Below are 13,176 nucleotides of genomic sequence, written 5' to 3'. Positions count from 1 at the left end.
TCTTTCTTCCTATTTATTTGTTTGTTTTATTAAGTTTTCTATTTTTTCCGCATACTCAAAAGACTCGTCTTTTCTAAAAAGTAATTTTGGTAAAAATTTCATAACCACTTTTTGTGATAAAATTTTTCTTATTAAAAATGAGTATTCTTTCAAAACATTAATTGTTTCCTCAGCATCTTTTCCTCCCAATGGAAGAACATATGCTTTAGCAATTTTTAAATCGGGACTCATTCTAACTTCTGTAACTGTTATAGTATTTGTTTCTAAATTCGGCACCTTAGCCTCATTTCTTATAAAAATCATGCTTAAAGACTGCTTAATCATCTCTCCGACCCTAAGCTGTCTTTGCGATACTGGTTTTCCTATTCTATCAGCCATTAAATCGATCTCTCTGTAGATGTAACACTAAATGCCTCTATTGTGTCGTTTTTTTGGAAATCCATATAATCTTTAACAGTAATTCCACATTCTTGACCATCACTAACCTGTTTTACTTGGTTTTTCTCTCTGAAAATTGTTGAAACTTTCCCTGTGTAAATTATTGCGCCGTCTCTAATAATTCTTACATCAGAATTACTATTTATTTCACCTTCTGTAATTTTTGAGCCTGCAACTTTTCCAGCACCTGAAACTTTGAATATCTCAAGAATTTGTGCTGTTCCAGTAATTGTTTCTTGAACATCAGGAGATAATAGTCCAGACATTTTTTGTTTAACATAGTCCAACACCTCATAAATAATATTGTAAGAAGAGATTTTTATTTTTTCATTTTCAGCAAGTTTTTTAGCCTCTTTACTTGGTTTTACATTAAAGGCTATAAGAACAGCATTAGATGCTTTGGCCAATGTAACATCAGTCTCGGTTACCATTCCAATGTCTGCTAAAATTATTTTTGGTTTCACTTCTTCATGTTTAATTTGAGCAATTGCATTTTTGATAGCCTCTGATGATCCTTGTACATCGGATTTAATAATTAAATTTAATTCCTCAGAAGATTTATCCGAAAAAGCAGAATCTTGTGTTGCAAAGGTTAATGGGTTTTTTCCATCTTTGCTCTCTTGAGCTCTATTTTCACTCAAAGTTTTAGCTTCTTTTTCGGTGTCTAAAACAATAAAATCATCTCCAGCTTTAGCGGCACCATTTATACCCAAAACTTCTACAGGAGTTGATGGTGGAGCCTCGCTAATATTTTGACCTTTATCATTAATTATTGCTCTAACTTTCCCCCATTTTAAACCACTTACAAAAAAGTCACCTTTTTTGAGAGTACCTGTTGTTACAATAATATTTGCAACCGGTCCTCTCCCGACATCTATTTTTGATTCTAAAACGATTCCTGTAGCTTTAGATTCATAATCAGTCTTAAGATCTAAAATTTCAGCTTGTAAAATTATAGACTCAACTAACTTATCTAAGTTTTGTTTAGTTTTTGTAGAGACCTCAACCATTAAAGTATCACCAGATAAATCTTCAGCTATTAACTCATGTTCAAGTAATTGATTTTTAATTTTCTGTGGATCAGCTTCAGGAAGATCACACTTATTTATCGCAACTACAATTGGAACATTAGCAGCTTTTGCATGTTTTATAGACTCGACTGTTTGTGGCTTTACTCCATCATCAGCTGCAACAACCAAAACTACTACATCAGTTAATTTTGATCCTCTAGCTCTCATTTCAGTAAAAGCTGCGTGACCAGGAGTGTCTATAAAAGTTAATTTATTATTTTGACTTTCAATTTGATATGCTCCGATATGCTGAGTAATTCCACCAAACTCACCTGAAACTACATTAGCACTTCTTAAAACATCTAAAACAGAAGTTTTACCATGATCAACATGGCCCATAACCGTAACAATAGGTGGTCTATTTTTTAAATTTTCTACTCTAGTAGCCTTTATTTTTTTAATAATTTCTTCTGCTTTTTCTTCTCTTATTGGATTATGTCCAAATTCTTTAACTAAAAATTCAGCTGTGTCAGCAGCTAAAGTTTGATTGATTGTTACAGTTACTCCCATTCCAAATAAATATTTAATTACATTACTAGATTGCTCTGCCATTCTATTAGCTAGCTCTCTAACAGTTATTGCTTCTGGGATATTGATGTCTCTTTTTACTGGTTTCGAATTTTCTTGCGTCTCTTCTTTAGAAGAGTTTTTCATTTCTTTTTGTCTAGCTCTTTTAACTGATGCTAAACTTCTTTCTCTTGCTTCTATTTCATCGCTTAATGCTCTTGAAACAGTTAATTTTAATTCTCTTTTTTTTGTTCCAGCTTTTAATGTTTTTTTATCTTTTTCACTATCTCCCTTAAGTCTTTTAGTGGCTCTTTGCTCTGCCAGTTTTCTTCTTTCAAAATCGCTTGTAATTGGAGGAGATTTTGGTGCAAAAGACGGTTTTAATGGTGCACCTCTATTAAATGAAGTAGTAGATTTTGGTTTTCCCACACCAGGTCTAAACGATCCACCCCTATTAGTGAATTTACCGCCTTGTTTTTCGATTACTCTAGAATTTTTTCCTTGAGTTTTAGCTATCTCAATATTTCTTATAGATTTCTTTGCAGAGCCGGATATTGTTAATTTTGTTTTTTTCTCCATTGCTCATCTCTCAATCTTTATAAATTATATTTCTAGCAGACATAATTAATTCATCTGCCTCTTCTTTAGATAAAGCAAAATCCTCTAGATAACCTTGAATTTTAACCCTCTCTCCTTTAACTACATCGTAGCCGCCAGTAAGTTCATCAGATGCAAGATCTGCAAAATCTTCTAATGTTAATATTTTCTGTTCACCCAATGTAACTAGCATTCCTGGAGTAAGACCTTTAAGGTTTATAAGAGCATCTTGTAAACCAAGCTCTTTAATTCTTTCCGATATATCTTCTTGATCTTTTTGATGAAACTCTTTCGCTCTATCAATTAACGCAATTGCTGTTTCTTCCTCAATTCCTTCTATTTTAGTTAAGTTTTCTGGCAAACTATCTTTAATATCGTCTATTGTTGAAAAACCTTCGGCAACTAATAACTGACCTAAAGTTTCATCTAATTCTAAGTTTTTAACAAAGTTATCTGTCTTTTCTTTAAATTCTAATTGTCTTCTCTCGGAGTCTTCTGCATCAGTCATAATATTAATTTCATAATTTAACAATTTAGTTGCCAATCTTACATTTTGACCCCTTCGACCAATCGCTTTACTCAAATTTTCTTCAGTTAAAATCACATCTAGTTTTTTTCTTTCTGCATCAACATTAACTCTTTGAACTTCTGCAGGCGACAAAGCATTTGATACTAATATTGCAGCATCCTCTGACCAATTCACAATATCAATTTTTTCTCCTTGAAGTTCATTTACAACTGCCTGAACTCTAGAACCTCTCATACCAACACAAGCTCCAACAGGATCTAATGATGTATCTACTGCTTTAACACAAATCTTTGCTCTACTTCCAGGATCTCTTGAAGAAGATTTAATTTCGATTAATCCATCATATATTTCTGGCACTTCTTGAACAAAAAGTTTCTCCATAAATTTTGGATGAGCTCTAGACAAGAAGATTTGTTGGCCTCTTGGCTCTCTTCTTACATCATAACAATAAGCTTTTACTCTATCACCAGCTTTGATATTTTCTCTAGGAATTAATTCATTTTTTTGAATGATTGCTTCTGTTCTACCTAGATCAACAATAACACTTCCAAATTCTAATCTCTTAACAATACCACTTAAAATTGTATCTTTTTTATCAATAAAGTCATTAAATTGTCTTTCTCTCTCTGCTTCTCTAACATTAAAGCTTATTACCTGTTTTGCAGTTTGAGCAGCTATTCTACCGAAATCAAAAGATGGTAATGGCTGAAGAACTTCATCACCGATTGATTTATCTTTATTATTTTCATTAAGATTTATCGCATCCTCTAATTTTATTTCTGTATTTGCATTTTCAGGATTTTCAGAAATAACAAGTTTTCTGAACAATTCTATATCTCCATTATCTCTATTGATTGAAACTTTAATTTCATTTTCTTGACCAAACTTAGATTTAGCTGCTTTAGCTATTCCTGTTTCCATAGAACTAATTATAAGTTCTTTATCTATCGATTTTTCCAAAGCTACTGCTTCAGCAATTCTTAATAATTCTAATTTATCTGCTCTTCTATTTAACATTTTTTATCTGCTCCAAAAAAAAATGGGCCAGAGCCCATTTTGATAATTCAACAATGTAAGGGCAATATAGTAAAGTTTTTTTTTAATTCAACTGAAACTATTTAGAAAAAACGTTGATTTTATCAGTTTTTTCCCACGAAAATGATCCATCATCTCCTGGAGTTCTACCAAAGTGACCATAGGCTGCTGTTTTTTCATATATAGGTCTATTAAGGTTTAACATCTCTCTAATTCCTCTAGGACTGAGATCAAAATTTTCATTAATTTTTTCAACAACAAATTTGTTTTTATCTAAATCATTATCAAATAAATCAACGTAAATTGATAAAGGTTTTGAAACTCCGATTGCATAAGCTAACTGTATCAAACATTTATATGCTATTTTTGAAGCAACAACATTTTTAGCAATATATCTTGCCGCATAAGCAGCAGATCTATCTACTTTTGTAGGATCCTTACCTGAAAATGCTCCTCCTCCATGGGGTGCTGCTCCACCATAGGTATCAACAATAATTTTTCTTCCTGTTAAACCACAATCGCCATCTGGACCACCTATTACAAAATTACCAGTTGGGTTTACATAAAACTCTTCCTCATTAAAATCTTTAAGAAATTTTTCTGGAATTGATTTTAACATATACGGTCTTAATAATTCTCTTACCTGAGCTTGATTAACATCAGAAGAATGTTGAGATGATATGACAACAGATTTTACTTTAGTCGGTTTACCATCAACATATTCGAATGTAACTTGGCTTTTTGAATCTGGTTCGATATTTTTTAATTTACCAGATTTTCTATCCTCAGCCATAAGTCTTAAAATTTTATGCGAATAATGAATTGGTGCGGGCATAAATACATCTGTTTCATTACATGCATAACCAAACATAATACCTTGATCTCCAGCACCTTCATCTTTGTTTCCAGATGAGTCCACACCCATTGCAATATCAGCAGATTGAGAATGCAAATGACTTTCTATTTTTGTTGCTTCTTTCCAGGTAAATCCTTCCTGATCATATCCAATATCTTTTATGCAATTCCTTACTTTTTCGATTAAATCATCTTTTTTAATCTCAGGTCCCCTTACTTCACCTGCAAGTACAACTTTGTTTGTTGTCGTTAAAGTTTCACAAGCAACTCTTGAATAAGGATCTCCAGAAATGTAACTATCAACAACCATATCAGAAATTCTATCTGAAACTTTATCTGGATGTCCCTCTGAAACTGACTCACTTGTAAATAGGAAATTTTTTAAATTACTCATTTTTAATTCTATTAAATGAAAATATTAAAAAAATATACAATAAAATTATTAAACCAAAAATTTTATTTCCATATTTAGAAAAGATTGTTGATTGAATTTTTCTCATTTTCGTAAAATCAATATATCCAACTTCATTAAAGTTAATTTTTTCTTCAACGATACCAAGAGGATTTACTATCGCAGCTATTCCGTTATTAGCTGATCTAATTACATATTTTCCACTTTCGATAGCTCGAAATATACTGTGAACAAAGTGTTGTTCTGGTCCTATTGATTGACCAAACCATCCATCCTCTGAAATATTTACTATTATATCAAAGTCATGATTTTTATATAATTTTCCAGAATAAATTATCTCATAACAAATTAATGGTAAAAATTTTATTGAAAAATTATTTTGATTTAACTCTATAATTTCCCTTTTTTTACCTTTTGAGTAGGATTGATAATTGTTTGTTAAAGATTTGAGGCCTAAATTTTTTAATAAATTTTCCATAGGTAAAAATTCGCCAAACGGTACAAGATTTATTTTATTATAATAATTTAATAAATTAAGATTATGATCATAAACAGATAAAGAATTGTAATACTGAACTTGATCATTAACTTTTGATTTGTTGTTGATGCCTAAAATAATTAAGTGATTTTCATTAAAACTTTCATTAAATAAATAATCATAACTTTGAATTTGATCCTGAGATATTCCAGGCAATATACCCTCTGGCCAAATGAAAATTATTTTCTCTTTCTTATTTGGTGAACTAATATTTATAAGATCTTCTATAGTTGATAAAGGCCCCTCTCCTGAATAAAACCTATCTAAAGAAATATCAGTACCAACTAATCTTATTTTATAATCAAGTTTTTCAAAATCACTATTGTAAAAATCCTGCTTATTTGAATATCCAAAGAAATAAAATAATAAAAATATTGAAGGTAAAATTAAGCTAAAAATTAAATCTTTTTTGTCATTCCGTAAAATGAAGAGTGCAGGACTTAGAAACAAAGTTATGCAAAATAAGTTGAAAGAATATGTGCCTATTAAAGATGTTATGCTTAGAATTTCTAAATGATTTGAAAAACTATATGCAATCAAGTTCCAAGGAAAACCTGATAAAATTGAACCTCTAATGAATTCTAAAAAACCAAAAATTACAGAAAATAATAAAATTGAACTCAAAGTATTATTTGGTTTAAAAAAAATAAACAAATAACAAACAAAACCGTAAAATAACGCAATAAAAAAAGGAACTAAAATTATAGCAAATGGAATTAAAAATTTAAAATTTTCATCAAATGTTAATGAAATAGAGATCCAATATATATTTGTTAGAAAATATCCAAATCCAAATAACCAGCCATAGAAAAAGAATAACTTATGTTTGCTCTCTTTTTTTTTTATCAAAAAAATAAAGAATAAGCTAAAGGATAGAAAATTAATTATTAATAAATTGAAAGGTGGTAAACTTAACGAAGTTACCGCTCCAAGAAACAATAAATAAACTATATCAATATATAAATTTTTTTTCAATTTACTTAATTTTTGAGATAACTGATTTCAATATTTTTTCTTCTTCTTTTAACATTTTTAAATAATCTTTATTTTTTACATGATCAAATCCCAACAAGTGTAAAAAACCATGAATAAACGTTTTAATTATTTTTTCTTTAAATTGTTTATCTGTTTGTGATTTTGGTTTATTCATAAAATTAAAACTAATAATTATATCTCCTAAGTAAGTTTGCTTTGATATTTTGAATATTTTGCTAGATGGGAAAGATAAAATATCGGTAGGTTTATTTTTATTTCTAAATTTTTTATTTAAAATTTTAATTTTTTTATTGTTTGAAAGAAGTAAAGATAAACTTATTTTTTTATTTAAAAATTTATATTTTTTTGGAAAAGCATCGCAAATACTTTTAAAAAAAAAATCTTTTTTTTTAAGTTTTTTAGACCAAGCCTTCTCTTCTGAGAAGACGTTTAAATTAATCATTTTTAGAGTAGGCTTTTACAATTTTAGAAACCAGTGGATGTCTAACTACATCTGAGTGATCAAAGTCTACAACTGAAATTTCATTTAGATGCCCCAATAATTCTTTTGATCTAAATAATCCTGACATACTTTTGTTAGGTAGATCTATCTGAGTAGGATCTCCATTGACTACAATTTTTGAATTTTCACCTATCCTTGTTAAAAACATTTTTATTTGTGTATCTGTTGCATTTTGCGCTTCATCTAATATAGCAAAAGAATTTTTTAGTGTTCTACCTCTCATAAATGCCAAAGGAGCAATTTCGATATCACCAATTTCGATCATTCTTTGTATTTTTTCAAAATCGAATAAGTCGTACAAAGAGTCATATAAAGGTCTTAGATACGGATCTACTTTTTCTTTCATATCACCAGGTAAAAAGCCAAGTCTTTCTCCTGCTTCAACAGCGGGCCTAGATAGAATAATTCTTTCTATTTTTTTTTCTAACAACATAGTCAAACCAACTGCTACAGCTAAAAAAGTTTTTCCTGTTCCAGCTGGACCTGCTGAAATTACAATATCACTTTGTCTTAGAGCTCTGACATAGCTTTTTTGTTTTTCGGATCTGGGAATAATTGATTTTTTTGGTGTTTTTATAATGTCAGTTACATTATTATTTTTAACCTTCTCTTTAATCATAAATTGATCAACTGATGATATAAGATCTTTATTTTCGATTGAACCATTATTTATAAATTGATTAGTTAAAAATTGAATTGCATTTTTTATTAATTCATTTTTTTGTGGATCTGATTTTATCATTATTGAATTTCCCCTAGAGTACAAACTAGAGCTAGTCATCTTTTCTAATTCTTTTAAATTTTTATTATATTCTCCAGCAACACCCATGAGTAATTCATTGTTGTGAAATATTACACTTAATGAATTGTTGTCTGAGTAAACAAATTTTAGTGTGGTATCGATTTTTTTTTTAATTGTATTATTCAAAGATTATGCCACCTTTTGATCTGGGTTGCTTAACAATTCTCCAAACAATGTAGTTCTATTACTATTTGTAATTTTTACTTTCACAATTTTTCCAATATGTTCTCTTTTACCATTAAAAATTACTGATGTCATATATTCAGTTCTACCAAAAGCTTTAGATTTATCTTCAGTTAAATTTTCAACCAACACATCAATTGTTCTATTTTCTAATTTTTTGTTCATTTGGGTTTGATTTTCAGATAATAAATTTTGAATAAATTCTAACCTTTTCATTGAAATTTTTTTATCAATTAAACTTAAACCTTCCGCCTTTGTCCCAGGCCTTGGACTAAAAATAAATGAGTAAGAATTTATAAAATTAACTTTTTTAATTAAATCGACTGTACTTTGGAAATCTTCTTCAGTTTCGTCAGGATAACCAATAATAAAATCACTAGAAAATTCAATTGATTGATTAATTTTTTTCAATTCGTCATAAACTTTTAAATAATGATCTATTTTATGTTTTCTATTCATCAACTTTAAAATCCTATCAGATCCACTCTGAACTGGAAGATGCACTAACGGCATTAACTTTTTAGAGACTTTATATAATTCAATTAAATCATCAGTCATGTCTTTTGGATGCGAAGTTGTGTATCTAATTCTTTTTACATCTTTAATCTTTTCAATTTCTAAAATCAAATCAGATAGTTTTTTACTATTATCATTGTAAGCATTTACATTTTGTCCCAAAAGTATGATTTCTTTTGCTCCATTATCTGACAAGTAATTTGCCTCCTCAATTATTTGATCGAATGGTCTAGAATATTCTGGTCCACGAGTATACGGAACGACACAAAAATGACAAAACTTATCACATCCTTCTTGAATAGTTAAAAAAGACGAAACCTTACCTGCCTCATTCTTTATTTTACTAAAATATTTAAATTTTGAAACAGCATCAAAATCTGTTTGTTCAATTTTTTTTCTTTTTTCAATATGATCCAGAATTGTTTCGTTAATCTTATGATAGGCTTGTGGGCCAATTACTAAATCTATATAAGGCTCACGTTTAAGCATCTCTTGGTTTTCTGCTTGTGCAACACACCCTGCAATTATTACTAATGGTTTTTTTTTGGCTCTAAAGCTTTTTTTAACTCTTCCTATCTCAGAATAAACTTTTTCTTTTGCTTTATCTCTGATGTGACAAGTGTTCAATAAATAACAGTCAGCTTCTTCTAGGTTTTCACTTTTTTGATAACCAATTTTCTTTACTGAGTCAAAAATTCTATTTGAATCATATTCATTCATTTGACAACCAAACGTTTTAATAAAAATTTTTTGCATTTTGATTTAGGATTTTTTTTTTATCCCATAAAGTTCAAGCTTATGATCAACTAAAGTGTAACCATATTTATCTGCTACCTTCTTTTGAAGTTTTTCGATTTCTTCATCAACAAATTCTATTATTTCACCTGACTTCACATCTATTAAATGATCATGATGTCCTTCATTAAGCTCTTCATACCTTGCTTTTCCACCTTTAAACTCATGCTTAGTAAGTATTCCAGTTTCTTCAAATAATTTTACTGTTCTGTAGACGGTAGCAATACTTATTTTATTATCAATCTTTGAAACTCTATTGTAAAGTTCATCAACATCAGGATGATCAGTAGACTCGGACATGACCTGAGCAATTATTTTTCTCTGATCTGTCAATTTCACACCTTTTGCTAAACATTTTTGTTCAATTGTTTCAGACATAATTTAATTTTAACTTATATAAATAGGGTTAATCAAATTTTTTTTAATTTTAAATTTATCACACAAATAAGGGACATTTTCATATTTTACATCTTTTTCACCTTTAAAATCTTCTAAGCTATAGCAATAATAATCGATATTTTTTGCTAATTTGAGAGCCTTCACAACAGAAATAGAATTTCTAATTCCTGCAAAACTTCCTGGGCCTCTGTTAATGTATATTTTATTAATATCCTTCAATTCAAATTTATTTAATTCTAAAAACTCTTTTATTATCAAAGTTAATTTTTCATAATTTATTTTAGTATTCTCATGAGTAATATTGTAAATATGATTATTAGCTATGATCATTAAAAAAATTTTATCTCCAGCTACATCAATTATAAGTTTATTCATTTTATCTTTGTTTTTTAGTTTTAGTTCTAAATCAGATGAAAATAATATCAAATTTTATTCAGAAGATAATGGGATTTTATCAATAATGTATCATCGTTTTAATGAACATAAATACCCGTCAACTAATATTAATATGGGGGTATTTAAGAAGCACTTAGAAATTATTAAAAATTCTAAATATAATTTTTTTAATCCTAATGAATTTGATTCAAAATTTAAAACTTCAAAATCAGAAAAAGAAGTTTTGATAACAATTGATGATGCATTTGAATCATTTTACAATGAAGCTTGGCCACATCTAAGAGATAACAAAATTCCATTTATACTTTTTGTTTCAACAGAACCAGTTGGGAACAAAGGTTATATGACCTGGGATCAAATTAGAGAAATTGATGCAGTGGATTTTTCTTTAATTGGACATCATTCACATAGCCATGAATACCTAATAGAAGAAACTGAAGAAAATTTCATTTTAGACATAGAAACTGCAAACAAGATTTTTAAACAAGAACTTAATTATATTCCTAGTCTATTCTCTTATCCATTTGGCGAATATTCTAAATTTATGAGAGATTATATTTCTCAAAACTTTAAGTACGCATTTGGTCAACATTCGGGGGTTATTGATCTTAACAAAAATAAATTTGAACTGCCAAGATTTCCGATAAACGAAAAATATGGAGAGCTTAAAAGATTTAAATCTATAATTAATTATTATCCTTTAGAATATAAAAGTTTATCTCCAAGTGAAAAACAACTTACAATAAATAACAATCCACCAAATTTTAAAGTTGAATTTTTTAAAGAACAAAAAAATTTAAGCAATATTACATGTTATTCCAACGAAGGAGACAAGTGGGATAAATCTAAAACTAATTTATCTAATCAAATCTTAACTATTGAATTTAGAGAACCTTTTAAACCTAGAAGAGGCAGAATAAACTGTTCTTTAAACGATAATGGCAAATGGAGATGGTTTGGAGTTCAATTTCCAATCAAGAAAAATTAAATTAAACTTTCTAGATCCTTACTAGATGGCAATAATCTTGCCTCATCAAAATCTTTCAATTTATTTTGATTTATTATTTTTTGGAGAACTTCGATATACTGATTTCCTGTTTCAGCATATTTATCTAAATGTTTAGATAAAATTATACTATCAAGTGGTTTATCATTACTTCTCAACTCACTCCTGGCTTTTCTTAAATTTATGTAAGATTTATGAGTATTTAAATTTCTTAAATATGCTCTCACAGATAGTTGTAAACTATTAAATTTCATGACTTTATGAGTCTCACCTTTCTCAGCTTCTTTAGGTTTTAAACCTTCGCCAGACCACGTCCATTGACCAAATAAAGCATTTCCTTTTCTTGCAAATCTTGAGGTTCCCCAACCTGTTTCTTTTGCTGCTTGTGCAATTGCTAAAGATACTGGAATTTCATCCATTCTTACCTTTAATGATGAAAAATCATTTTGCCTAACACCATATTGCTTAAATTTTTTCTCAAGCCATTTTTTTTCGATATCAGTATTGCTACTTTTATTTAAAATCGTAAAGAGTCTTTTTCTATCTAATCTAATTTTAGTGTTTTCTTTAACAATCAATGGAAGGATTATTTTAATAAACATCTCTTTTTTTTTCTTTGAACTAGAGATGTCATTTATTTCGTTTGGAAGAAGTCCTATATCGATAGGTTTTACAAGTTTATTTTCCCTCACATCTTTTAAGCTGTAGTTTACTTCTTTAAATAAGGAATTAATTTCTGAGGTGGTATACCTTACAAGATTAATTTCTGAATTATTTTCCTCCAAAATATCATAAAGTAAATCCATCTCATCTACTTCACCTGTAATATCTTCTTCTATTAAATTGTTTGTATTAAGTTTTTTCAATAAAAGATTTTTAGAATTATTGGTAAATTCTTTATGATTAAAATTTTTTTCAGCAAAGTTAATAAACATAGGAGTTATATAAAAAAATGAAATTAAAAAAATTCCACTCAACATAAATCTAGAAATAGAATTAATGCTTTTATTTTTACTAAATTGAAATTTGATTAAATTTTTTTTCATAAAGTTTTAAATCGCGACAACTTCTTTTACCTCTGGAAGATAGTGACATAGAAGATTTTGCACCCCTTGCTTTAAAGTCATTGTTGAACTTGGACAGCCTGAACAACTTCCTTGTAGTTGCACTTTTACTATTCCATCTTTAAATTCTTTAAATTTTATATCACCACCATCTCTTGCAACTGCAGGTCTAATTTTTTGATCTAAAATTTTTACAATTTTTTCCTCAATTTCACTTAGATTGTTATTGTTCTCTTCTCCATTTTCATCAATGACGTATTCTTTACCATCTAAATAAAAATCGTTTATTAATGAAATAACAATATGTTTGATTTCGTCCCATTTGATTTGGTCACTTTTATTAACTGAGATAAAATTCTGTCCTAAAAAAATACTCTCAACCCCATTGACTGATAAGATATTTCTGACCAAATCATTATTTATTTGATCCTTATTTGTAATTTCATAAGGACCACTATTTGATACTTTCTTCCCGGGAAGAAATTTCAAAGAGTTAGGATTTGGCGTTATTTCTGTTTGTACGAACATGTTGTAAA

13 protein-coding genes are annotated in these 13,176 nt (G+C 28.6%); 1 reads left to right on the top strand and 12 read right to left on the bottom strand.

Annotated features, from left to right (window positions below; all coding sequences use genetic code 11):
- Positions 1 to 9 precede the first annotated feature (9 nt).
- The 10 genes from rbfA to ACTTAY_RS00345 form a co-directional block, all read right to left on the bottom strand.
- Entirely contained in the window at positions 10 to 378 is a 369-nt protein-coding gene (rbfA, locus tag ACTTAY_RS00390) for a 30S ribosome-binding factor RbfA (protein ID WP_075485631.1), read from the bottom strand.
- Complete coding sequence (gene infB, locus ACTTAY_RS00385) at positions 378 to 2,594, bottom strand: translation initiation factor IF-2 (protein ID WP_440671958.1); 2,217 nt, start codon at positions 2,592 to 2,594, stop codon at positions 378 to 380. The genes rbfA and infB overlap by 1 nt, the downstream gene beginning before the upstream one ends.
- 10 nt (positions 2,595 to 2,604) lie before the next feature.
- Positions 2,605 to 4,158: a transcription termination factor NusA gene (gene nusA, locus ACTTAY_RS00380; protein WP_440671957.1), complete on the bottom strand. Its 1,554-nt coding sequence runs from the start codon at positions 4,156 to 4,158 to the stop codon at positions 2,605 to 2,607.
- A gap of 97 nt (positions 4,159 to 4,255) precedes the next feature.
- Complete coding sequence (metK, locus tag ACTTAY_RS00375; RefSeq protein WP_440671956.1) at positions 4,256 to 5,425, bottom strand: methionine adenosyltransferase; 1,170 nt, start codon at positions 5,423 to 5,425, stop codon at positions 4,256 to 4,258.
- Positions 5,418 to 6,956 (bottom strand): apolipoprotein N-acyltransferase, encoded by a 1,539-nt coding sequence (gene lnt / locus ACTTAY_RS00370; RefSeq protein WP_440671955.1) that lies wholly within the window; start codon positions 6,954 to 6,956, stop codon positions 5,418 to 5,420. Before lnt ends, metK begins: the two co-directional genes overlap by 8 nt.
- A 1-nt stretch (position 6,957) precedes the next feature.
- On the bottom strand, positions 6,958 to 7,419 hold the full coding sequence (gene ybeY / locus ACTTAY_RS00365; RefSeq protein WP_440671954.1) for an rRNA maturation RNase YbeY: 462 nt from the start codon (positions 7,417 to 7,419) through the stop codon (positions 6,958 to 6,960).
- Positions 7,412 to 8,407, bottom strand: coding sequence for a PhoH family protein (locus ACTTAY_RS00360; protein WP_440671953.1), 996 nt, complete (start codon positions 8,405 to 8,407; stop codon positions 7,412 to 7,414). The genes ybeY and ACTTAY_RS00360 overlap by 8 nt, the downstream gene beginning before the upstream one ends.
- 3 nt (positions 8,408 to 8,410) lie before the next feature.
- Positions 8,411 to 9,736, bottom strand: a complete 1,326-nt coding sequence (gene miaB / locus ACTTAY_RS00355; RefSeq protein WP_440671952.1) for a tRNA (N6-isopentenyl adenosine(37)-C2)-methylthiotransferase MiaB — start codon at positions 9,734 to 9,736, stop codon at positions 8,411 to 8,413.
- A gap of 6 nt (positions 9,737 to 9,742) precedes the next feature.
- Entirely contained in the window at positions 9,743 to 10,153 is a 411-nt protein-coding gene (locus ACTTAY_RS00350; RefSeq protein ID WP_440653331.1) for a Fur family transcriptional regulator, read from the bottom strand.
- Between the two features lie 9 nt (positions 10,154 to 10,162).
- A complete protein-coding gene (locus ACTTAY_RS00345; RefSeq protein WP_440671951.1) occupies positions 10,163 to 10,549 on the bottom strand; it encodes a peptidase M22 in 387 nt (128 codons plus the stop codon).
- Positions 10,550 to 10,556: 7 nt separating this feature from the next.
- On the opposite strand from ACTTAY_RS00345, the gene ACTTAY_RS00340 reads away from it, so the two are divergent.
- The gene (locus ACTTAY_RS00340) at positions 10,557 to 11,558 is read left to right on the top strand and encodes a polysaccharide deacetylase family protein (protein WP_440671950.1); all 1,002 of its coding nucleotides are present in this window, start codon (positions 10,557 to 10,559) and stop codon (positions 11,556 to 11,558) included.
- Here the strand turns inward: ACTTAY_RS00340 and ACTTAY_RS00335 are convergent.
- Positions 11,555 to 12,622 carry a glucosaminidase domain-containing protein gene (locus ACTTAY_RS00335; RefSeq protein WP_440671949.1) on the bottom strand — a complete coding sequence of 356 codons (1,068 nt, stop codon included), beginning with the start codon at positions 12,620 to 12,622 and terminating at the stop codon, positions 11,555 to 11,557. The two genes, ACTTAY_RS00340 and ACTTAY_RS00335, sit on opposite strands and share 4 nt — an antisense overlap.
- A gap of 6 nt (positions 12,623 to 12,628) precedes the next feature.
- Positions 12,629 to 13,168: a NifU family protein gene (locus ACTTAY_RS00330; protein WP_440671948.1), complete on the bottom strand. Its 540-nt coding sequence runs from the start codon at positions 13,166 to 13,168 to the stop codon at positions 12,629 to 12,631.
- Positions 13,169 to 13,176: the final 8 nt, after the last annotated feature.

Source organism: Candidatus Pelagibacter sp. HIMB1715, assembly GCF_052047595.1.
In the GTDB taxonomy this organism is placed as follows: domain Bacteria; phylum Pseudomonadota; class Alphaproteobacteria; order Pelagibacterales; family Pelagibacteraceae; genus Pelagibacter.
The sequence above is the reverse complement of the archived record's forward strand: the minus strand, read 5'-3'. Positions and strand labels throughout refer to the sequence as shown.